This is a genomic window from Micromonospora sp. BQ32, from assembly GCF_059358895.1.
The window spans coordinates 333,821-354,614 of sequence record NZ_JCADBI010000003.1 but is presented as its reverse complement, the minus strand read 5'-3'; the positions used below and the strand labels follow the sequence as shown (position 1 = coordinate 354,614).

General features: G+C 74.1%; 20 protein-coding genes. 9 read left to right on the top strand and 11 right to left on the bottom strand.

What is annotated here, in order from left to right; genetic code table 11:
• The first annotated feature begins 57 nt into the window (after positions 1–57).
• Positions 58–561 (top strand): hypothetical protein, encoded by a 504-nt coding sequence (locus tag AC5L30_RS08600; RefSeq protein ID WP_494866368.1) that lies wholly within the window; start codon positions 58–60, stop codon positions 559–561.
• Here AC5L30_RS08600 and AC5L30_RS08595 read toward each other — a convergent pair.
• Positions 551–2,140, bottom strand: coding sequence for an MFS transporter (locus AC5L30_RS08595; RefSeq protein ID WP_494866367.1), 1,590 nt, complete (start codon positions 2,138–2,140; stop codon positions 551–553). The genes AC5L30_RS08600 and AC5L30_RS08595 overlap by 11 nt on opposite strands.
• Positions 2,141–2,222: 82 nt before the next feature.
• Between AC5L30_RS08595 and AC5L30_RS08590 the strand changes: the two genes are divergently transcribed.
• Complete coding sequence (locus tag AC5L30_RS08590; protein WP_494866366.1) at positions 2,223–2,984, top strand: TetR/AcrR family transcriptional regulator; 762 nt, start codon at positions 2,223–2,225, stop codon at positions 2,982–2,984.
• Positions 2,985–2,993: 9 nt separating this feature from the next.
• Entirely contained in the window at positions 2,994–4,028 is a 1,035-nt protein-coding gene (locus AC5L30_RS08585; RefSeq protein ID WP_494866365.1) for an AraC-like ligand-binding domain-containing protein, read from the top strand.
• A gap of 154 nt (positions 4,029–4,182) precedes the next feature.
• Here the strand turns inward: AC5L30_RS08585 and AC5L30_RS08580 are convergent, their stop codons facing one another.
• Genes AC5L30_RS08580 through AC5L30_RS08545 form a run of 8 tightly spaced genes read right to left on the bottom strand, consistent with a single transcriptional unit; the run spans position 4,183 to position 12,819 of the window.
• Complete coding sequence (locus AC5L30_RS08580; protein WP_494866364.1) at positions 4,183–5,166, bottom strand: DNA topoisomerase IB; 984 nt, start codon at positions 5,164–5,166, stop codon at positions 4,183–4,185.
• Positions 5,150–6,103, bottom strand: a complete 954-nt coding sequence (locus AC5L30_RS08575) for a glycosyltransferase family 9 protein (protein ID WP_494866363.1) — start codon at positions 6,101–6,103, stop codon at positions 5,150–5,152. The genes AC5L30_RS08580 and AC5L30_RS08575 overlap by 17 nt, the downstream gene beginning before the upstream one ends.
• Positions 6,100–6,801, bottom strand: coding sequence for an SDR family oxidoreductase (locus tag AC5L30_RS08570; protein ID WP_494866362.1), 702 nt, complete (start codon positions 6,799–6,801; stop codon positions 6,100–6,102). The genes AC5L30_RS08575 and AC5L30_RS08570 overlap by 4 nt, the downstream gene beginning before the upstream one ends.
• Positions 6,798–8,264, bottom strand: coding sequence for a PfkB family carbohydrate kinase (locus AC5L30_RS08565; protein WP_494866361.1), 1,467 nt, complete (start codon positions 8,262–8,264; stop codon positions 6,798–6,800). Before AC5L30_RS08565 ends, AC5L30_RS08570 begins: the two co-directional genes overlap by 4 nt.
• 16 nt (positions 8,265–8,280) lie before the next feature.
• Complete coding sequence (locus tag AC5L30_RS08560) at positions 8,281–8,973, bottom strand: D-sedoheptulose-7-phosphate isomerase (RefSeq protein ID WP_494866568.1); 693 nt, start codon at positions 8,971–8,973, stop codon at positions 8,281–8,283.
• Positions 8,970–10,187, bottom strand: coding sequence for a glycosyltransferase (locus tag AC5L30_RS08555; RefSeq protein WP_494866360.1), 1,218 nt, complete (start codon positions 10,185–10,187; stop codon positions 8,970–8,972). The genes AC5L30_RS08560 and AC5L30_RS08555 overlap by 4 nt, the downstream gene beginning before the upstream one ends.
• Complete coding sequence (locus AC5L30_RS08550; RefSeq protein ID WP_494866359.1) at positions 10,172–11,146, bottom strand: glycosyltransferase; 975 nt, start codon at positions 11,144–11,146, stop codon at positions 10,172–10,174. The genes AC5L30_RS08555 and AC5L30_RS08550 overlap by 16 nt, the downstream gene beginning before the upstream one ends.
• On the bottom strand, positions 11,143–12,819 hold the full coding sequence (locus AC5L30_RS08545; protein ID WP_494866358.1) for an HAD-IIIA family hydrolase: 1,677 nt from the start codon (positions 12,817–12,819) through the stop codon (positions 11,143–11,145). The genes AC5L30_RS08550 and AC5L30_RS08545 overlap by 4 nt, the downstream gene beginning before the upstream one ends.
• 156 nt (positions 12,820–12,975) lie before the next feature.
• Here AC5L30_RS08545 and AC5L30_RS08540 point away from each other — a divergent pair, with 156 nt between their 5' ends.
• The 3 genes from AC5L30_RS08540 to AC5L30_RS08530 all read left to right on the top strand — a co-directional run bounded on the left by AC5L30_RS08540 (position 12,976) and on the right by AC5L30_RS08530 (position 15,355).
• A complete protein-coding gene (locus tag AC5L30_RS08540; RefSeq protein WP_494866357.1) occupies positions 12,976–13,422 on the top strand; it encodes an SRPBCC family protein in 447 nt (148 codons plus the stop codon).
• Positions 13,419–14,420, top strand: coding sequence for an SDR family oxidoreductase (locus tag AC5L30_RS08535; protein WP_494866356.1), 1,002 nt, complete (start codon positions 13,419–13,421; stop codon positions 14,418–14,420). Before AC5L30_RS08540 ends, AC5L30_RS08535 begins: the two co-directional genes overlap by 4 nt.
• A 167-nt stretch (positions 14,421–14,587) precedes the next feature.
• Complete coding sequence (locus AC5L30_RS08530; protein WP_494866355.1) at positions 14,588–15,355, top strand: polyprenol monophosphomannose synthase; 768 nt, start codon at positions 14,588–14,590, stop codon at positions 15,353–15,355.
• Between the two features lie 121 nt (positions 15,356–15,476).
• Here the strand turns inward: AC5L30_RS08530 and AC5L30_RS08525 are convergent, their stop codons facing one another.
• Positions 15,477–17,084 (bottom strand): phytoene desaturase family protein, encoded by a 1,608-nt coding sequence (locus tag AC5L30_RS08525; RefSeq protein ID WP_494866354.1) that lies wholly within the window; start codon positions 17,082–17,084, stop codon positions 15,477–15,479.
• A gap of 72 nt (positions 17,085–17,156) precedes the next feature.
• On the opposite strand from AC5L30_RS08525, the gene AC5L30_RS08520 reads away from it, so the two are divergent.
• A complete protein-coding gene (locus tag AC5L30_RS08520; RefSeq protein WP_494866353.1) occupies positions 17,157–18,590 on the top strand; it encodes an aldehyde dehydrogenase family protein in 1,434 nt (477 codons plus the stop codon).
• A 71-nt stretch (positions 18,591–18,661) separates the two neighbouring features.
• Here the strand turns inward: AC5L30_RS08520 and AC5L30_RS08515 are convergent, their stop codons facing one another.
• Positions 18,662–19,063, bottom strand: a complete 402-nt coding sequence (locus AC5L30_RS08515) for a ChaB family protein (protein ID WP_145791495.1) — start codon at positions 19,061–19,063, stop codon at positions 18,662–18,664.
• Positions 19,064–19,239: 176 nt separating this feature from the next.
• Between AC5L30_RS08515 and AC5L30_RS08510 the strand changes: the two genes are divergently transcribed.
• Both AC5L30_RS08510 and AC5L30_RS08505 read left to right on the top strand, forming a co-directional pair.
• On the top strand, positions 19,240–20,226 hold the full coding sequence (locus AC5L30_RS08510) for a YihY/virulence factor BrkB family protein (protein ID WP_494866352.1): 987 nt from the start codon (positions 19,240–19,242) through the stop codon (positions 20,224–20,226).
• Positions 20,227–20,326: 100 nt separating this feature from the next.
• Positions 20,327–20,743: a DUF2795 domain-containing protein gene (locus AC5L30_RS08505; RefSeq protein ID WP_238660523.1), complete on the top strand. Its 417-nt coding sequence runs from the start codon at positions 20,327–20,329 to the stop codon at positions 20,741–20,743.
• Positions 20,744–20,794 lie beyond the last annotated feature (51 nt).

The following is a 20,794-nucleotide window of genomic DNA, read 5'->3' as shown; positions in this document are numbered from 1 at the left end:
GATCGACCAAACAGAGCACCGATTGACCAAGCAGAGCAGGGCGGAAGGGGCGTTGCCGTGATCGAGCAGCCGGCGTACACCGGGTTCGGATTCTCCGACGGGGAGTGGGGGCTGCTGGTCGGCCTGCCGCAGTCGGTGCTGACCGCGGCGAGCGCCGCCGAGTCCGACGGCACCCGCCGGACCATGGCGGAGACCGCGGCCGGGCTGGAGACCATCGCCGCCGGCCGGGAGTCGGCCAGCCCGCTGGTCGCCGCCGTGGCTGGCGAGATCGTCACCCGGGTCGGTGACCCGGAGACCGGCGAGGAGTTGCCGGTCATCGCGCCCGCCGACCCCCGGGCGTACATCGACGACGTGCTGCTGCGGGCCGGCCAGGCCGCCGAGCTGCTGGCCGGCCGCGTCGACGAGGGTGAGGCCGGCGCGTACAAGCACTGGCTCGTGAAGATCGCCGAGCAGGTGGTGGGCGCCGCGTCCAGCGGTGGGCTGCTGGGCATCGGCGGCGAGTCGGTCAGCGACTCCGAGCGGCGTTTCCGCGACCGGCTCGCGCACGTGCTCACCGACTGACCGACGACAACGAGGTGTCGGCCGGACCGGCCGGCTCGGCGGCCAGCGCCGTGGAGTCGGCCGGTCGGACGCCGCGCAGCGCGAGAAGCGCGGTAAGCGCGCCCAGCAGCATCACCACCATGGCGGCGTACGCGGCCAGGTGCAGCCCGTCGGTGAACGCGACCCCGGCGGCGTGCCGCACCGCGTCGGCCAGATCCGCCGGCAGTCCCTGGGCGACCGCGAGCGCACCGCCCAGGGTCTCCTGGGCCGCGGCGCCGGCGTCGGCGGGTAGCCCGGCGGGCAGGCCGTCGACGATCTCGCGGCGGTAGACCGCCGCGCCCACGCTGCCCAGGATCGCCATTCCCAGCGCACCGCCCAGCTCGCTGCTGGACTCGGTCAGCGCCGACGCGACACCCGCCTGCTCGGGCGGCGCCGCGCCGAGGACCAGCTCGGTGACGAGGGACATCACCATCACCAGGCCACCCGCGTAGACGCTGGCGCCGACGAGCAGCAGCCACAGCGGCGTCTCCGGCGTGACCCGGGTCAACACCACGAAGCCGACCACGGCGATCCCGAACCCCGCACCGATCAGGTACGCCCGTTCGACGCGCTGGGCGAGGGCGGCGGCGGCCGGCGCGATTCCACCCACGGCGAGGGAGGGCACGAGGCTCCACAGTGCCGCCCGCAGCGGGCTCAGGCCGAGCACCAGCTGGAGGTGCTGGGTGGTGAAGATGGCGAAGCCGACGATGGCGAACATCGCCAGCAGGTTGACCGCGAGCGACCCGGCGAAGCCGCGACGTCGGAACAACGCGAGGTCGACCATCGGGTACGCCCGGGTCCGCTGCCGGTGCAGGAAGAGCGCGCCCACCAGCAGGCCGCCGACGATGGCGAGCACCCGCGCCGGGCTGAGGCCGTCGCGGGCCATCTCCTTGATGCCGTAGATGACCGGCAGCAGCGCGGCGAGCGACAGGGCCGCGCTGATCAGGTCGAACCGCCCGGTCGCCGGGTTGCGGAACTCGGGCACCAGCAGCGGGGCGAGCAGGAGCAGCATCAGCATCGCCGGGATGTTGATCAGAAAGATCGAGCCCCACCAGAAGTGCTCCAGCAGGATGCCGCTGAGCACCGGGCCGATCGCGATGCCGCCGGTGAGGGTGGCGGTCCAGATGGCGATGGCGGTGCCGCGCTGCTTGGCGTCGTGGAACATGTTGCGCACCAGGGCGAGCGTCGAGGGCATCAGGGTGGCCCCACCGACGCCGAGCACGGCGCGCGCGGCGATCAGCGTCGCGGTGCTGTCGGCGTACGCGGCCAGCAGCGACGCCGCCCCGAACGCGACGGCGCCGATCAGTAGGAGCCGGCGTCGGCCGATCCGGTCGCCCAGGGCGCCCATGGTGATGAGCAGCCCGGCCAGCACGAAGCCGTAGATGTCGAAGATCCAGAGCTGCTCGGTGGCGGTGGGGCGCAACTCCGCGCTGATGAACGGGACGGCGAAGTAGAGCACCGACACGTCCATCGAGACCAGGAGCAGCGGCAGCATCAGCACCGTGAGCCCGATCCACTCCCGTCGGCCCGCCCGTGGGGCCGGCGTGGTGGTGGTCGTCATGATCAGTTTCCCCTCTGCGTATCTCGTACGCTGTTATGCGTAGACCATACGCAGAACTAGGATGGCGAGGCAAGGAGGACATGTGGCGGCAGAGACAGACGACAGCGGGCCGGTACTCCCGCCGGCCATCGAGAGCGCGTGGGGGCTGCGGGAACGACCCCCCAAGGGCCCCCGGCCGGGAATGAGCGTGCCCACCATCGTGGCCGCCGCCGTCCGGGTGGCCGACGCCGACGGCCTGGCGGCCGTCTCGATGAGCCGGGTGGCCAAGGAGTTGGGCGCCGCGACCATGGCCCTCTACCGGTACGTCGGCTCGAAGGACGAGCTGCTGATGCTCATGGTGGACGCCGGCTACGGCCCGTCCCCCGGCCCGCCCGCGCCGCAGGACGACTGGCGCGCCGGCCTCACCCGGTGGGCCTGGGCCGAGCACGAGGTGCTGCGGCAACGGTCCTGGCTGCTGCACGTGCCGATCAACAGCCCACCGATCACCCCGCAGCAGCTCGGCTGGATGGAGGACGGGCTGCGCTGCCTCGACGGCACCACGCTCGCCGAGAGCGAGAAGATGTCGGTGCTGCTGCTGATCACCGGGTACGTCCGCAACGAGGCCACCCTCACCTCGCAGATCGCCGAGGGCAGCCGGGCGGCCGGCGTCGAGCCCAGCGAGATCATGCCGGCGTACGCCCGGCTGATGGCCCGGCTCATCGACCCGGCCCGCTTCCCCGCGCTGCACCGGGTGCTGGCCGCCGGCGTGCTCAACCAGGACGACGACCCCGACGACGAGTTCGTCTTCGGCCTGGACCGGATCCTCGACGGCGTCGAGGCACTGATCCAGCGCCGAGCGGACTGAGGAAGCCCGATGCTGCCGAGAGACACCATCGACACCACCGTCCTGCCACCCGGCGAGCGGTTCGGCATGTGGCTGGACCTGGTCGCGCGCACCTCGGCACCGTTGCGCATCCAGTCCGCGCACAGCGACGACTTCGCCGCCCGCGCCGACTTCCTCGACCTCGGCCCGATCCAGCTGGTGCAGTACGAGTACCCGTCCCTGGACGCCACCCGGACCCGGAAGCGGGTCCGCCAGTCCGACCCGGAGCTGTACATCCTCGCCCTCACCACCGGCGGCATCGGCTCGTCCAGCCAGGACGGTCGCCGCAGCGAGATCCTGGCCGGCGAGTTCACCTTCTACGACGCGTCTCGGCCGCACGACGTCTGCCACCACGCGACCGAGCCCGAGCGGGACCAGGCCACCTCGATCATCACGATGATCCCGCACGCCGCGCTGCCCCTTCCACCACAGCGGATGGCCGCGCTCTACGGCGGCCGGATGTCCGGCAGCGAGGGAATCGGGGCGCTGCTGGCGCAGTTCCTGCTCCAGGTGACCGGGCACCCCGAGCAGTACCACGCCGCCGACGCCAGCCGGCTCGGCGCGGTGGGGCTCGACCTGGCCACCACCATGCTCGGCCGGCACCTCGTCGCCGAGGACGCCGTGCCCACCGAGATCCGTCGCCGGGCGCTGCTCACTCAGGTGCAGTCCTACATCCACCGCCACCTCGGCGAGGCGGCACTCGGCCCCCAGGTCGTCGCCGACGCCCACCACATCTCGGTGCGGTCCCTGCACCGGTTGTTCGAGGCCGAGGACGCCACTGTGGCGTCGTACATCCGGGATCTGCGGCTGGCCCGGTGCCGGCGTGACCTGACCGACCCGGCGCTGCGCAACCAGCCCGTGCAGACCATCGCGGCGCGGTGGGGCTTTTCCGCCAAGGCCCACTTCAGCCGGGCGTTCCGGGCCGCGTACGGAACCACCCCGCAGGAGCACCGCGACAGCGGCTCGGATTTGGCGCGGATCGTCAACCGCCGGGCGTCCACGGTCAACTCGCTGCCGGCAGACTGACACCAGCGGCCGATCATCGCCTGGTCGGCCGTCAACGGGGGCCGTGGCGAGGCGCCCGCCGCGCGAGCGGCGGGCGGCCGCCCGGTGGCACCCCGCTCACGCCCGAGGCTCCGGCCCTGTCGCGCATCCCCCCCAGAATCGCCGACAGGGCCGGTCAGGCCTTCTCCAGCAGCTCCAGGACGACCCGCTCCGCCTCCTCGCGCGGCGCCTGCGGATCCACCGGCGCCACCACCCCGTCGTGGTAGAGGTCGACCACCCGGGGGTCCACGTACGACGCACGGGCCACCGTCGGCGTGTTGCCCAGCAGCTCCGCCACCTCCCGCATCACGGCGACCACCGCCTTGCGCCGGGCGGTCACCGAGCGGGCCGGGCCGACGGTGGCCAGCTCGGTGGCCGCGAGCACGGTGGCGTGCCAGGTGCGGAAGTCCTTCGCTGTCATCTCCCCACCGCTGGCGTCGCGCAGGTACCCGTTGACCTCGTCGCTACGCACATCGCGCCACTCCCGGCCGTCCCAGTAGCCGAACAGCCGCTCCGCCCGCCGCCGACGACGGCGCAGATTCACCAGCACCTGGCACAGCTCCGGGTCCTCGATCCGGCGGACCTGCTCGATGCCCCCCTTCGCGGGAAACACGAACACCACACAGCCGCGCCGGGACCGGGCATGTTCGGGGCGCAGGGTGGACACCCCGTACGTCGGGTCGTCGCCGTTGGCGTACTGGTCGCTGCCGACCCGGAACATCCCCATGTCCAGCAGTCGGGTCACCGTCGCCAGCACCCGGTCCCGGCCCAGCCCACGGCCGTCCAGGTCGCGTCCCACCCGCTCGCGCAGCGCCGGCAACCGCCGAGCCACCTCCAGCATGTGGTCGAACTTCGCCTCGTCCTGCTTCTCCCGCCACCGTGGGTGGTAGATGTACTGCTTGCGCCCAGCCGCGTCGATCCCGATCGCCTGGATGTGCCCGTTCGGGTGCGGCGCGATCCACACGTCCTGCCAGGCCGGCGGGATGACCAACTCCCGCAGCCGGGCCAGGACATCAGGATCCCGCACCGGAGCCCCGGACGGGTCGACGAAGAGCCAACCCCGCCCGCGCCGACGCCGTCCGTACCCCGGTCGACCCGGGTCGCTACGCCGCAACCGCACCGGAGACCCGCACCACCCTCTCCACCTCGGCCACGGCGGCCAACACCTCGTCAAGGCGCAGAGCCGCCATCGTCGGGTGGCTTCCTACCCCATCCCACCTGGGCCAATCCGCCTCGCCGGCCCAGAGCACCCGGTGCCGTGGCCGGTCCGGTGGTGGCCCCCAGTGCGCCGGTGGCACCGGCCCGAAGAGGACCACCGACGGGGTGCCGTACCCGGTGGCCAGGTGGGCGACCCCGGTGTCCCCGCTGACCACCAGCCGGGCGTCGGCCACCAGCGCGGCGAGCGCGCCGAGGTCGGTCCGGCCGGCCAGCACCGCGTCCGAGCTCAGGCGCGCCGCCTCGGCCACCCGGGCCGCCAACGCCCGTTCGTCGGCCGAGCCGGTGAGCAGCACCCGGTGCCCCTGGTCGGTCAGCGCCTGGGCCAGCGCGGCGAACCGCTCGGCCGGCCACCGCTTGGCCGGGATCTTGCTGCCCGGATGCAGCACTGTGACACCGCTGGGCAGCCCCGCCGACCCGGGCCGACGCAGGCTGAGGTCGGCGCGGTCGGCCGGGATGTCGTACCAGGACAGCAGCCGGCACCACCGGTCCACCTCGTGCTCGTCGGCGGCCCAGCTCGGGCCGTCGGCGCAGCCGGCGTCCGGGCTGGCGAAGGCGAGCAGCCGACCGGGCCGGGTGGCCACGAGCAACCGGTGCGACTGCGGGCCGCGCCCGTGCAGGTTGACCGCGACCCGCGGGGCCGACCCCACCCGGAGCGGGCGGTCCAGCCCGGCGGTGTCCACCAGCCGGTCGACGCCACCGACCAGGTCGACCAGCGGGGCCAGCCAACCGGGCGCGGCGAGCGCCAACTCCCGTGACGGGTACGCGGCCCGCAGCGCCCGCAGCGCGGGCACCGCGGTCACCAGATCGCCGACGCCGAGGGCGCGCAGCACGAGGATCACGGGTACGAGGTCTCCTGCTCGGCGCAGACCACCATCTCGCGCACCGCGCAGCCGGGCGGCTGGCTGAGCGCGAACATGATCGCGGCGGCGGTGTCGGCGGGCTCGTTGAGGATCGCGTCCGGCCCCGGCTTGTACTGCGGGTCACGTTCGTCGAAGAACGCGGTGCGCATCCCACCCGGAATGAGCAGGGTGACGCCGACCTGACCGGCCAGCTCGGCGGCGAGGGCCCGGGTGAACCCCACCACGCCGAACTTCGCCGCGCAGTACGCGGTGGCGTCGCTGACCGCCTTGACGCCCAGGGTGGAGGCGACCGTGACGATGCGGCCCCGGGAGGTCAGCAGGAACGGCAGCGCGGCCCGGATCACCGCCGCGGTGGCCAGCAGGTCGACGGCGATGATCCGGTCCCAGGTCTCCCCCGGCAGGTCGGCGAGTCGGCCCGGCACGTCCGTGCCGGCGGCGGTGACCACCGCGTCCAGGCCACCGGCCTGCTCGGCGAGGTGCTGGGTGGCCACCTCGGCGGCACGCGTGTCGGCCAGGTCGCACTCGGTCCAGGACACCCCGTCGACCGGCGGCTGCCGGTCCAGCACGAGCGGTCGGCCACCGGAGGCGGTCACCGCGGCGACCACCGCGGCCCCGAGCCCGCTGGCGCCGCCGGTGACCAGGACGGTGGGCCCGGCACCGGGCCGCGTGGCGGTCATCGGGTCCGCTCCGCGAGCGAGCGGACGATCAGGTCGGTGGTGGAACGACCGTCCAGGTAGGGCACCACCACGGTGTTCCCGCCCCACCGGCGCAGGACCTCCGCCTCCGGCAGGCTGGCGGTCTCGTCCCCGCCACCGGTGGCGTAGTCGCCGCCCTTGACCCAGACGTCGGGACGTACCCAGGACAGGGCCGCCTCCGGGGTCGGCTCGTCGAAGATGAGGACCGCGTCGACGCAGCTCAGGGCGGCCAGCAGCCGGCTGCGGTCCGCTTCGGACTGCACCGGCCGGTCCGGCCCCTTCAACCCGGCCACGCTGGCGTCGGAGTTGAGGCAGACGATCAGGCAGTCACCGAGCTGCCGGGCGGCCTCCAGGGTGGCCACGTGCCCGGCGTGCAGCAGGTCGAAGCAACCACCGGTCGCCACCACCGTGCCACCCGCGGCTCGTACCTCGGCCAGGAGCGTGGCGACGGCGGCGACGCCCACCCGGTCAGCCACCCCAGCGGTCACCGCGCCGCCTCGGGTTGGCGACTGCGCGGTTCGCGACCCGAGCCCCGCGCGCACCGCAGGTCCGGACGGAGGCAGCGCCGTCGCCACTCCCCCACCCGCCACGTACGCGGACGCCTCGGCGACCGCCGCCTGCACCGCCTCGGAGACCAGCGCGCCCTGGGCCAACGCGAGGCTGGCGGCCGCCGCGAACCGGTCGCCGGCACCGCAGGTGTCCCCCTCGGCGGTACCCGGCGTCGGCACCACCAGCGGCGTCGACCCCGCGTGGCAGAGCAGCGCGCCGTCACCGCCGAGCGTCACCGCGACCGCGCCGGCCCGCCAGCGCCGCCGTAGCCCCTGGGCGCCGCGCGACGCGGTGGCCAGTCGGGAGGCACCGGGCAGGGCGGGGATCAGCTCGCGCACCTCGGACTCGTTCGGGGTGGCCAGGTGTACGCCGGGCACCGCCGCCGGGCCGCGCGGATGCGGGTCCCACACCACCGGCGCGCGGGTGGCGGCCAGCGCGGCGCGCAGCGCGGGCTGCCGGGCCACCCCCCGGCCGTAGTCGCTGACCAGCACCGCCGACGCCGCGCCGATCACCCGGAGCACCTCGTCGGAGGGCTGACCCGGCTCCCCGGACGTGCCGCCCCGGTCGTGCCGCAGCAGCACCCGCCCCCGGGCCCGCAGCCGGATCTTCTCCGGCGTCGCGCCGGAGAGGGCCAGGGGGTACACCTGCACGCCGGCGGCGGCGAGCAGAGCGCTCAACCGGGCCCCGCCGGCGTCGTCGGCGAGCGCGGTCACCAACACCACCTCGGCGCCCTGCGCGGCGGCGAACACCGCCGCCAGACCGGCGCCCCCCGGTCGGTCGGTGGCCGCGGTCTCGTCGAGCACCGGCACCGGGGAATCCGGGCAGAGCCGGTTCACCACACCTTCCACATCCCGGTCGAGCAGGGTGTCCCCGAGCACCACCACCGGTCCCCTCACGCTTGCCTCCTCATCCTCACGCGTCGACCTGCTGTCCGGTCCCGCCGTCGAGCACCACCTCGACCCCGGTCCGCACCGGCGCCGCCTCGCCCGGCACGGGGTGGACGACCGCCGGATCGGCGACCGCCGCCAGCGCCGCGGGCAGCTCCTGTTCGAGGTACTCGCAGAGCAGATGACTGGTCACCAGGTGCAGCTCCTGGACGACCTGGGTGTCCGGGGACGCGACGGCCAGCACGTCGTCGCAGGTCTCGGCGAGCGGGTTGGGGGCGGTGCCGGTGAGCGCCCAGGTGGTCACCCCGACGTCGCGGGCGGCCTGCGCGGCGGCGACCAGGTTGCGGCTGGTTCCACTGGTGCTCAGCAGCAGCAGGATGTCGCCGGGGCGGCCGTGGGCGCGCACCTGGCGGGCGTACACGTCGGTGTAGCCGTAGTCGTTGGCGATGGCGGTGAGCGCGCTCGTCTCGGCGTGCAGCGCGATCGCGGACAGCGGCTGACGGTCGTCGTGCAGCTTGCCGACCAGCTCGGCGGTGAGGTGCTGGGCTTCGGCGGCGCTGCCGCCGTTGCCGGCGACCAGCAGGCGTCCTCCGGCGGCCAGCCGGTGGGCCAGGTGCCCGCCCCAGCGCGCCAGCTGTCGCTCGCACCGCCGGTACGGCACCAGCGCCGCGGCGAGATTAGTGAGGTGGGTGTCGAGCAGGCTGCCCGCCGGCATCAGGCCACCACCCGGGTCGGCCGGCGCACGGCGGCCACCTCGCTGTAGACCTCGACCAGCCGCTCGGCGGTGGCCGCCCACGAGTACCGCTCCCGGGCCCGCTGGCGGGCCGCCGTCGCGTACGCGAAGCGCCTGATCCGGTCGTCGAGCAACCCCTGGATCGCGGTGGCCAGCGCGTGCGGATCCCGGGCCGGCACCAGGTCGCCGGTCGTCCCGTCGACCACGGTGTCCCGGATGCCGCCCACGGCCGTGCCGACGACCGGCACCCCACAGGCCATCGCCTCCAGCGGGGTCAACCCGAACGGCTCGTACCAGGGCGCCGCGACCAGCAGGTCCGCCGAGCGGTACCAGCGGCCCATCTCCTCCCGCGGCACCGCGCCGACCAGGTGCACCCGGTCGGCCACCCCGCACGACTCCGCGAGGGCCCGCAGCCGGCGGGCGTACGGGTCGGTCTCCAACAGCCCCTCGGGTGGGCCGCCGACGACCACGCACTCGGCGTCCGGGACCAGCGCCATCGCGCGGATCACGGTCTGGAAGCCCTTGCGCTCGACCAGCCGACCCACGGTGAGGATCCGGGCCCGTCCGGGTTCCCGGTCGGCGGCCGGCCCGAGCGGGGCGAAGGTGGCGAGGTTGACCCCGGAGGGCACCACGGTCATCCGGGACCGGGGCACACCCATCCGGACCAACTCGCCCACCTCGTCGCGGCACTGCGCGACGATCCGGTCCACCGAGCGGCCCAGCTCCCGCTCGTAGGCGACCCGTCGGGCCGGGCTGGTGTCCTGCACACCCTGGTAGCGGCGCTTCACCGTGCCCAGCGCGTGGTACGTCTGCACCACCGGCACCCCGGTCTGCCGGCCGGCGGTCAGCCCGGCCAGGCCGCTCATCCAGAAGTGCGCGTGGATCACCTCGGGCACCCAGTCGCCGCCGCGCCAGCGCTCGATCAGCCAGTCACTGAACTTTCGCATGTGCGGCAGCAGCGCGTCCTTGGCCACCGGCTCGGCCGGGCCGGCCGGCACGTGCACCACGTCGTACCCGTCCGGGCTGCGGACGGTCACCGGCAGGTCGGGCGCGTCGCGGCGGGTGTAGACCCGCACCTCGTGCCCGGCGGCGGCGAGCGCGGCGGACAGCTCCGCGACGTGCGTGTTCTGGCCGCCGGCATCCTCCCCTCCGAGGACGGCGAGCGGGCTGGCGTGCTCCGAGATCATCGCGATCCGCATACTTCCTCCTCCAGCAGCCGGTCCCAGTCAGCGAGGAAACGGTCGAGGCCGTACCTGTCGCGCGCGGCGGTTCGCGCCGCCGCTCCGGCCTGACGCGCGGTCGCCGGTTCGGTGATGAACCGGCGGGCGGCGTCGAGCAGGGTGTCGGTCCGGGTGGCGAGCGCCCCCGCCGCCGGGGGCACCGCCATCACCGCCTCGGTGGTGGCGAGCGCGACGACCGGCATGCCGATCGCCATCGCCTCGATGAGGCTGAGCCCGAGGGAGGTCCACCGGCACAGGTGCAGGTACGCCCGCCGGCGGGCCAGTTCGGCGTGCATCCGGTCCTGGGGCACGTCGTCGTGGCTGGTCAGCCGGTCGGCGGGCAGCCCGAGGTGGTCGGCCAACCCGGCGACACCCATGCCGAACACGTCCAGCGGCGCGATCTCGGCGAACTGGGGCAGCAGGTCGGTGCCGGTGACCCGACCTCGCCGTACCGGCTCGTTGATCACCACGGCGAGCCGGTCCAGCTCGCCGGTGTAGGTCGCGGAGGGGGCGACGATGCCGTGGTCGACCACTGTGGTGCGGGCGGTGCCGGTGTCCCAGAAGATCTGGTTGAACCCGGTGACGTGGGCGATGAGCAGGTCGTCGCGGTCGGCCATCGGGTGTCGGGTGTTGGGCACGTCGCCCTTCGGGGTGTTGTGTTCGACGTAGATCGCGGGGAGGTCCCGGCCGGGGCGGCGGCGAAGCCACTGCTCGGCCCGGTCGATCTCGTCGGGGCGTTGCAGGATGACCAGGTCGATGTCGGCGCCCGGCAGCTCGTCCGGGGTGACCTCGACCGCGCTGTCCGGCCACGGGTAGGTGCGGGCCCGGCCGAGGCCGTAGGGGCCGCGGTCCGGGGTGGTGGGAATCAGGTAGCGGTGGCTGCCGTGCACGAACGACGTGGTCCAGGAGCCGTGCACGTGCCAGAGCAGGATGTTCATCGGCCGCCACCACCACTGACGGCAAGCGTCCGCAGCGCGTCGACCACCTCGTCCGGGTCGACGCCGCTGAGGCAGGGGTGCCCGGGGACCGGGCAGCTGGCCGCCCGGGTGTCCCGGCAGGGCGCGGTGGCGTCTCCGAGCCGGACGGTGGGCACCCGGTAGGGCCCCCACTGGCCGAACGGGACGGTCGGCGCGAAGAGACTCACCACGGGCACGCCGGCGGCGGCCGCCAGGTGCGCGGGCCCGGTGTTGCCGACCACGACCGCGCCGGCGTCCGCGACGATCGCGGCCAGCCCGGCCAGGTCGGTGCGGCCGCCCAGGTCGGTGCCGCCGGCCGCGGCGACCCGGGCGGTGACCGCCCGCTCGTCCGGGCCGCCGGTGACCAGCACCCGGTGCCCGGCGTCGGTCAGCGCCCCGACGATCCGGGTCGCCACCTCGGGTGGGCAGGCCCGGCTCGACGCGGCCGAACCGGGGTGCAGCACCACGTACCCCGGGTCGCCGAGGTCGGCCGGTCGCGGTGGCACGGCGTCTCGGCGGAGCCGCAGGACCGGTTCGTCGCCGTCGGGCAGCCGGTGGCCGGCGGCGGCAGCCAGGGAGAGCGCACGTTCGGGTTCGGGGACACCGACCGGCACCCGGTGCCGAATGTCCAGCAGGGAGCCCGGATAGTCGTCGCTGATCGCCGCGACCCGGTCGATCCCGGCCATCCGCAACAGCAGGGCCAACGGCAGGGCGGACTGGTGGAACGAGGTGAACACCAGCGCCTGGTCCGCGCCGACCGCGCCCAGCCGCGCGGTCAGGCTCCGGATGGCCGCCGGGTCGACCGGCCCCGGTGTGGGGTCGATCCACGGCAGCGGATGTTCGATGATCTCGTCGACGCCGGGCAACAGGTCGGCGGCGGCCCGACCGCGCGGCCCGCACAGCAGCACCACCCGCTCCGCTCCGGCCGCGACGGCGCGGATCGCCGGGCCGGTGACCAGCACGTCACCCGCCGAGTCCGAGCGGACCACCAGCGCCGTCCGTACCGGTTCGGTGGGCGGGGCCGAGGGCTGCACGGCCTGTAGGCGGCGCAGGATCTCCGCCACCGCCGCCGGCAGGTCGGTGGCCACCCACCCGGCGGCGGCGACCTCCTCCGGCCGGGTCACCGGGGTGGGCACCAGCACCCCGGCGGCCCCGGCGGCCAGCGCGGCGCCGATGTCCCGGCCGATGTCGCCCACCAGCACGCACCGGGACGCGCTCGTGCCCAGCTCGCGGGCGGCGGCGTGCACCAGACCGGGCGCCGGCTTGCGGCAGTCACAACCGTCGGCGTCGTCGTGCGGGCAGACCAGCCACGCGTCGAATCGGCCCAGCAGCTCCTCGACGCGGGCGTGCACCGCCCGCATCTGCTCACCGGTGAAGTAGCCCCGGGCCAGGCCCGACTGGTTCGTGACGACCGCCAGCCGCAGCCCGGCCGCCCGCAGCCGGTCCAGCGCCGCCCGCGCGCCCGGCACCGGCCGCACCTTCTCCGGGTCGCCGTTGTACGGCACGTCTTCGATCAGGGTGCCGTCGCGGTCCAGTAGCACCGCGTCGTACAGGACGGGGCGGGGGCTTGCGACAGACCCGGAACCGGCGCGGTCAGCAGCGGCGTACACCTGGGCTGACCTGCGCTGATACGGATCCTCCTGGTCCTGTCGCACAGCCGGCGGGTTCCCTGCGCCCCGAGGAGTAAACGTCGTCGTCGAGGCGGTGGGCCAGCGCCGCCAGCGATGCCCCGGGTCGGCCTTACCCGCCGCGCCGGAGAAGCTAACCCCGGCGGCTGTTAGCCCGTGCCGTGCTCCGGGTATGGGATCCCCGTGGCGATTGTGGAGAAAGTGATCGAGGCTTCCCCGCAGCAGGTGTTCGACGTGCTCGCGGACGGATGGACGTACAGCGACTGGGTGGTCGGCACGACGCACATGCGGGACGTGGACGACGCCTGGCCCCGGGTGGGCAGCCAACTGCACCACCGTGCCGGGCCCTGGCCGCTCTCCTTGCAGGACGCCTCGACGGTGCTGGTCTGCGAGCCGCCGCACCGGCTCGTGCTCAAGGCCGGGCTCTGGCCGGCGGGCGAGGCGATCGTGGCCTTCACCCTGGAACCGGTCGGCGAGGGCGCCACCCGGGTGCGCATCGGGGAGGACTTCGCCGCCGGCCCGCTGCGGTGGGTGCACAACAAGCTCAACGATCTGGTGCTGCATCTGCGGAACCGGGAGACGCTGGACCGGCTCTCCGACATCGCCACCCGTCAGAAGGCAGCGTCGTGACCCAGACGGTGGTGGTGACCGGCGCGAGCGCCGGCGTCGGCCGGGCCGTCGCCCACGCGTACGCGGCGCGCGGCGCCCGGCTGGCGCTGCTGGCGCGGGGCGAGGCGGGTCTGCTCGCCGCCGAGCGGGAGTGCCGACTGCGCGGCGCGACCGATGTGCGGGTGTACCGGGTCGACGTGGCCGACGCGGGCGCGGTGCAGCAGGCCGCCGACGACGTGGTGCACCGCTGGGGCGGCATCGACGTGTGGGTCAACAACGCGATGGCGTCGGTGTTCGCGCCGGCCTGGGAGATTCCGGCGCGTGAGTTCCGGCGGGTCACCGAGGTCACCTACCTGGGCACGGTGCACGGCACCCTCGCCGCGCTGCGGCACATGCGGGCGCACGGGCGGGGCACGATCGTGCAGGTGGGCTCGGCGTTGGCCTACCGGGGGATCCCGCTGCAGTCGGCGTACTGCGCGAGCAAGCACGCCATCCAGGGGTTCAACGACTCGCTGCGCGCCGAACTGCTGCACGACTGCCCGGGGGTGAAGCTGTCCATGGTGCAGCTGCCCGCCGTCAACACGCCGCAGTTCTCCTGGGTCCGTACCCGGCTGCCCCGGCATCCGCAGCCGGTGCCACCGATCTTCACTCCGGAGCTGGCCGCCCGGGCCATCGTGTGGGCCGCCGACCGCGGCACCAGGGAGCTGAACGTGGGCGGCCCGACCTGGCGGGCCCGGGTGGCCGACGTCCTGTTTCCCGGCCTGCTGGACCGGAAGTTGGCCCGCGACGGCTACGACAGTCAGCAGACCGGTGAGGAGATCGATCCGGCCACCTGGCGGGACAATCTGGATCATCCCGGCGATGCGGACACGGACCGGGGCGCGGCGGGGGTGTTCCGCGAACAGGCGCGGGACCGTTCCGCGGCGCTCTGGGTCGGCACGCACAAGCCGGCGCTCTCCGGTGTCGCGCTCTCCGTTGCCGCGCTCGCCCTCACCGCGGTCGCTCGCCGGCGGCGCTGACCAGCACAAACTCTCACCAGCGTCGGCACTGATCAGGGCATCGGCGCGCGCGCCCGGCCGGCGGCGACGGAACGAAGCACCCGGGAGGGGGGGTGCCTCCCTCGGACCGAATGCAGCCACTGGATACCCTTTCCATGACCCTTGTCCGCAAACCGAGGATGACCGACATGATCAAGCCGGTGCAGTTGCCGTCGCCGTGGCGGGACGCACGCCTGACCGTCGTCGTGCCCACGTACAACGAGGCGGGCAACCTCCCGGCGTTGGTCGAGCGGCTGCTCGCGCTGCCGCTGCCGGGGCTGCGCATCCTCGTCGCCGACGACAACTCCCCCGACGGCACCGGGGAGGTGGCGGACAAGCTGGCCATCGAGCACCCCGACCGGATCGAGGTCGTGCACCGCGCCGGCAAGGAGGGCCTCGGCCGGGCGTACGTGGACGGGATGAGTCGGGCGATCGAGGGCGGCGCCGAGTACGTGGCGCAGATGGACGCCGACCTCTCGCACCCGCCGGAGGCGCTGCCGGGGATGCTCGGCGCGCTGCTCTCCACCCAGGCCAGCGTGGTGATCGGTTCCCGGTACGTGCCCGGCGGCGAGCTGGACGAGAACTGGCCGCTCTATCGCCGGGCGCTCAGTGGCTGGGCGAACCTCTACGTGCACACGTTGCTGCGGGTACGGATCCGGGACCTCACCGCCGGCTTCAAGATCTGGCGGGCCGAAGCCCTGCGCGACATCGACCTGGAGCGGGTGCAGTCCAACGGCTACAGCTTCCAGGTGGAGATGCACTACCTCGCCACCAAGCTGGGGCACACCATCCTGGAGGTGCCGATCCGCTTCGAGGAGCGGCGTGACGGCGTCTCCAAGATGACCACCGCGACCAAGGTGGAGAGCGCGCTCATGCCGTTCCGCCTGCGCAGCAAGCACCGCAACATAACCCGCTAACCCCACCCACCCCCGCCCCACCCACCCACCGGGGTGATCAAGAGGTTTGCGTCGCCGACGCCGGAAAATCTGACGCTAACCTCTTGATCACCCCGGCTCTCGACGGGCCGAGGGTGGGCGGTCAGTCGGGGTAGATGGCGCGGTGGGCGGTGGCGACGGCTGCGGCGTAGGCGCGGCCGGTGAGCGCGCGGTCGCGGGCCAGCGCCGCGCGGGCCGCGTTCGCGCCCGGCGCGCCGTGCACACCGCCGCCGGGATGCGCCGACGCGCTGGCCAGGAAGAGCCGGTCCACCGGGGTGTCCGCCCGGCCCAGGCCAGGAATCGGGCGCAGGAAGAGCTGCTGGTACGCGGCGGCGGTCCCGCCGCCGAGCGCGCCGCCGACCAGGCTCGGGTTGCCCTTCTCCAGGTCGGCCGGCCCGGCCACGTGTCGGCCCACGATCAGCTGCCGGAAACCCGGGGCCGCCGCCTCCAGCACCTCCTCCATCCGCTGTACGTGCCCGGCGACGTCCTCGGCCCGCCAGTTGCGCCGGAACGGCAGGTGGGTGTACGACCAGAGCGACTCGGTGCCCGGCGGGGAGTGGCTCGGGTCCGCCACCGACATCTGCCCGACCAGCAGAAACGGGTCGCGGGGCAGCTCGCCGCGGGCCAGCTCGCCGGCGTAGTACGTGAGCCCGTTGAGGTCCGCGCCGAGGTGCACGGTGCCGGCGCCGGCCAGCTGCCGGTTCGTCCAGGGCACCGGCGCGGAGAGCGCCCAGTCCACCTTCAGCGTCGAGCCGTCCCACCGGAAGTGCGCCAGGTCCTCCACCATCCGGGACGGCAGTGCCGCCGCGCCGACCAGGTCGAGGTAGAGCGCCGGCGCGGGGACGTCGGCGAGCACCGCCCGCCGGGCCCGCCAGAGCGCGCCGCCGACGGTCCGCACGCCCATCGCCCGGCCCCGGGCGGTGAGCACCCGGTCGGCCCGGGCACCGTAGATGATCGTCCCGCCGCGCCCCTGTAGCCGATCCACCAGCGCGTTGGTGATCCGCTGCGCGCCGCCGTCGGGCACCGGCCAGCCGACCTGTTGGCCGAGCATGGCCAGCAGCCAGCCGTACACCCCGGAGCCGGCCTCCTCCGGGGAGAGGTCGGTGTGCAGGGCGCAGCCGGCCAGCAGGGCCGGCCCGCCGGCACCGTCGAAGAGTTCGTCGCCGAGCTTGCGGACCGGCACGACGAGCCGCCGCGCGAGTCGCAGCGCGCCGGCGACGCGCAACCGACGCAACAGACCCAGCCCTCCGCGTACCGGCGGGAACGGCGAGGTGATCGCGTCCAGCATCGGCTCGGCCACGTCGAGCCAGTCGGTGTACGCGTTGAGCCAACGCTTGCCGTCCCCCGGGGCGAACTGCTCCAGCGACGCGGCCGTGACGTCCGGGTCACGATTGATCACCGCGGCCCGGCCGTCGGGCAGCAGGTGCGCCAGCACGTCCGGCGAGTGCCGCCAGGACAACCCGTGCCGATCCAGGTCCAGGCCGCCCAACACGGGCGAGGCGTACCCGAGGGGGTAGAACGAGCTGTAGAGGTCGCTCAGGTAGCCCGGCGCGGTGACCTCGGCGGAGCGGACCGCGCCGCCGGGCGCGGCCGTCGCCTCCAGCACCACCACGTCCCAGCCGGCGTCCACCAGCAGGTTGGCCGCCACCAGGCCGTTGTGCCCGGCGCCGACGATGACCGCGTCCGCGCTCTGCGCGGCGGTGGTTGTCATCGGATCCGCCTACCCGGCGCGCAACCGGGCGAAACGCGTTTGCCTCGCCGGGGCCGGGGCAACCAGCGCCGCATGTACACGGTTGCGCAGTTGGTGGGCGGGGTGTGGGGTGCCGGCGGCGACGGCGGCGAACTGGTCGTGCGTGACCCGGCGGACGACACGCCGGTGACCACGGTGCCGGTGGCCACGGCCGACGAGGTGGGCAAGGCGACCCAGGCGGCCCGCAACGCGGCGGCCCAGTGGGCGGCGACCGCGCCGGCCGAACGGGCGGCGGCGCTGCACCGGGCCGCGGACGCGGTGGCCGCGATCGTCGACGAGTTGGCCGCGGCGGTCACCGCGGAGATGGGCAAGCCGTTGGCGGACGCGCGCGGCGGCGTCGAGGCGGGGATCGGCACCCTGCGACAGTATGCGGAGCTGGCACCGCTGCGCGGTGGGCGCACGCTGAACGGTGAGACCGACGCGCTGGACTTCCTGACCCCGCAGCCACGCGGGGTGGTCGCGGCGATCACCCCCTGGAACGACCCGGTGGCGGTCTCCTGCGGGCTGCTCGGCGCGGCCCTGGTGACCGGAAACGTGGTGCTCTACAAGCCGAGCGAACGGGCACCGGCGACGGGTTGGCTGCTGGCCCGAGCGCTGGACCAGGCGCTGCCGACCGGGGTGTTGTCGCTGCTCACCGGCGGCCCGGAGGTGGGTGCGGCGCTGGCCGCGCAGGAGGTCGACGTGGTGGCGCACGTGGGTTCCACCGCGACCGGGCGGGCGATCGCCGCCGCCGCGGCCCGCACCGGCGCGAAGGTGCTCCTGGAGAACGGGGGCAGTGACCCGTTGATCGTCGACGCGGGCGTCGACCCGGAGTGGGCGGCGGAACAGGCCGCGCTCGGCGCGTTCGCCAACGCCGGGCAGATCTGCGTGGCGGTGGAGCGGCTCTACGTGCACCGGGAGGTCGCCGACGACTTCGTGGCCGCGCTGGTACGACGCGCCGAGGCGCTGCGGGTCGGGCCGGGCCGGGACCCGGGCACCGAGCTGGGCCCGCTGGTGGACCGGCGGCACCGGGACCACGTGCACGGGCAGGTGGCGGCCGCGGTGGCCGACGGTGCCCGGGTGGTGGTGGGCGGCGAGGTCCCGGACGGGCCGGGGGCGTTCTATCCGGCCACCGTCGTCACGGACTGCCGCCACGACATGACGCTGGTTCGGGAGGAGACCTTCGGGCCGGTCGCCCCGGTGGTGGTCGTCGACTCGTTCGACGAGGCGCTGCGCTGCGCGGCGGACTCCCCGTACGGGCTGGCCGCCACCGTGTTGACCCCGTCGATGAGTCACGCGCAGCGGGCCTGGCGGGAGCTGCCGGTGGGCACGGTCAAGGTCAACGCGGTGTTCGGGGGTGCGCCGGGAGGCGCCGCGCATCCGCGCCGGGCCAGCGGGCAGGGCTTCGGGTACGGCCCGGAACTGCTGGACGAGTTCACCGCCACGAAGGCGGTGCACATCGAGGCGCCGGGCGGCGGGCACTGGTGAGGCGGTGCGGGCGGACGCAGGGGTGGCGCGTCCGCCCGTACCGGGTCGGTTGTGCTCCCGTGCGGCGGCGGTCAGTCGCCGCGGGCCTTGCGGGTGGCTCGGTCGTTGGCCTTCTCGATGGCCGTGACCAACTCCGGCTTGGTCATGCTGGACCGGCCGGGTACGTCGAGTTTGCGGGCCACCGACATCAGGTGGTCCTTGGTGGCGTTGGCGTCCACGCCACCCGCGGTGGGGGCTCGTCGTTCCGGCCCACCACCGGCGGCCTGCTGGTCGCTGGGGCCCTTGCGGCCCTTCGGCTCCCAGTGGTCGCCCACCTTCTCGAACTCGTGCTTCACCGCGGCGAAGGCGGTGCGGTGCGACCGCTCCCCCTCGCCGTAGGTCTCGACCGCCGAGTCGTGTGTCTTCTCCCAGGTGCGCTGCGCCTTCTCCGGGGAGCGCCGCAGCGTGCTGGGCAGGTCTTCGCGCCCGGGCATCTCGTCCTCCTCCGTGTCGACAGGGTCACTGTGACCGTTCCCCGGTCCGGCGGCGGCAAACCCTAGCGGCACCGGCCCGGGGCCGGTGGGGTTTGTCGATTTCACCATCCGGGTACCGCCGGGCCAGGCCAGACCGGACGACCGGTCATCCGGCGGCCGGGGCGCAGGGAGCGGGCATGACGACCACGGAGCCCGGTACGACGCTCAACGGCACACCGGGCGCCCGGATGCCCCGAAGGATGCGCCAGCTGAGCTGGCGGACCTGGCGCGGGGTGCTGGTCCGCAGCGTGCAGAACTTCGTCACCGACAACTGCTCCGACTGGGCCGCCGCGCTGACCTACTACGGGGTGCTGGCGCTCTTTCCGTCCGCCATCGTGGTGGTGGCGCTGGTCGGTCTGGTCTCCAGCGGCGAGCAGACCGTCGACACCGTGGTCGACCTGGCCAACCAGGTGGGCGCCGGGGCGGTGCTGACCGACGAGGAGGGCGGCGTGGTCCGGGTGATCCGGTCCGTGGTGCTGGAGCAGAGCAACCCCAAGCTGCTGCTGAGCTTCGGCCTGCTCGGCGCGCTCTGGTCCGCGTCGGGCTTCATCGGCGCGTTCACCCGGGCCTCGAACGCCGTCTACGGGGTGACCGAGGGCCGCCCGGTCTGGAAGCTTCGGCCGCTACAGATCGGCCTGGCGGCGATCACGCTGGTGCTGCTCGCGGTGGTCGCCCTCGGCCTGATCGTCAGTGGGCCGGTCACCGACGCGGTCGGCGACCTGATCAACGCCGGCGGCCTGGCCCGCACGACGTGGAGCGTGGCGAAGTGGCCGGTCCTCGCCATGATCATGATGGTGCTGCTTTCCCTGCTGTTCTGGATCGCGCCGAACGTGCGTCAGCCCCGGTTCCGCTGGCTCACCCCGGGCGGCGCGGTGGCCCTGATCTCCTGGGCGGCGGCCTCCTTCGGCTTCGGCCTCTACGTGGCCAACTTCGGCTCGTACGACACCACCTACGGCAGCCTCGGGGCGGCCATCGCGTTCCTGGTCTGGCTCTACCTGTCCAACTCGGCGCTGATGCTGGGGGTGCAGATCAACGCCGAGGTGCAGCGCGGGCGGCAGTTGCAGGCCGGCGAGCCGGACCCGGAGGAGCCGGTGCTGCCGCCCCGCAAGCCCGCCGACGACTGAGCTCCCGTTCGGTCGCGGTGTCCGGTTCGCCGCCCGGCCGAGGGCCGGTTCCTGGCCCGGTGCCGGTTTACCGAACGGGGTGCCGGGTAGCGCAGAAGGCATGGAGCGTGGCAACAGCAAGCACGGACCGAGGATCGACGAACAGATGAGTCAGGAGGTCAGCGGCCTCGTACAGGGGCCGGGGACCGGTGGCTCTCGGGTTGACGAGTTCCGGGTTCCGGAACCGGCCGGTGAGGACCAGCCAGAGGCGACCACCGCCCCGGCGGGCGAGACGCGCAGCGGCGCCCCGAAGGGGATGAGTTCCACTGACGTCGAGCAGCGCAGCCGGCTCGGCCGGTTCATCTCGATGAGCGCGCTGCCGGGTGACCGCCTGGTGCTCATCGCCAGCGCCCGCGAGAACGAGGCGCCGGACGACATCGTGGCGGCGCTGGAACGGCTGCCCGAGGGCACCGTCTACCAGACGGTCTCCGAGGTGTGGGCCGCGCTCGGCAACAAGAACGAGACAACTCGCTGGTGAGACGGATCGCCCCCGATCCACCAACCCACCCGCGACTGAAGGAGGTTCCCC

Excerpts from the sequence above, each read along its gene's own strand:
- AC5L30_RS08595 (WP_494866367.1), bottom strand. The coding sequence starts at position 2,140 with ATGACGACCACCACCACGCCGGCCCCACGGGCGGGCCGACGGGAGTGG.
- AC5L30_RS08585 (WP_494866365.1), top strand. The coding sequence starts at position 2,994 with ATGCTGCCGAGAGACACCATCGACACCACCGTCCTGCCACCCGGCGAG.
- AC5L30_RS08570 (WP_494866362.1), bottom strand. The coding sequence starts at position 6,801 with ATGACCGCCACGCGGCCCGGTGCCGGGCCCACCGTCCTGGTCACCGGC.
- AC5L30_RS08555 (WP_494866360.1), bottom strand. The coding sequence starts at position 10,187 with ATGCGGATCGCGATGATCTCGGAGCACGCCAGCCCGCTCGCCGTCCTC.
- AC5L30_RS08550 (WP_494866359.1), bottom strand. The coding sequence starts at position 11,146 with ATGAACATCCTGCTCTGGCACGTGCACGGCTCCTGGACCACGTCGTTC.
- AC5L30_RS08530 (WP_494866355.1), top strand. The coding sequence starts at position 14,588 with ATGATCAAGCCGGTGCAGTTGCCGTCGCCGTGGCGGGACGCACGCCTG.
- AC5L30_RS08525 (WP_494866354.1), bottom strand. The coding sequence starts at position 17,084 with ATGACAACCACCGCCGCGCAGAGCGCGGACGCGGTCATCGTCGGCGCC.
- AC5L30_RS08520 (WP_494866353.1), top strand. The coding sequence starts at position 17,157 with ATGTACACGGTTGCGCAGTTGGTGGGCGGGGTGTGGGGTGCCGGCGGC.
- AC5L30_RS08515 (WP_145791495.1), bottom strand. The coding sequence starts at position 19,063 with ATGCCCGGGCGCGAAGACCTGCCCAGCACGCTGCGGCGCTCCCCGGAG.
- AC5L30_RS08510 (WP_494866352.1), top strand. The coding sequence starts at position 19,240 with ATGACGACCACGGAGCCCGGTACGACGCTCAACGGCACACCGGGCGCC.
- AC5L30_RS08505 (WP_238660523.1), top strand. The coding sequence starts at position 20,327 with ATGGAGCGTGGCAACAGCAAGCACGGACCGAGGATCGACGAACAGATG.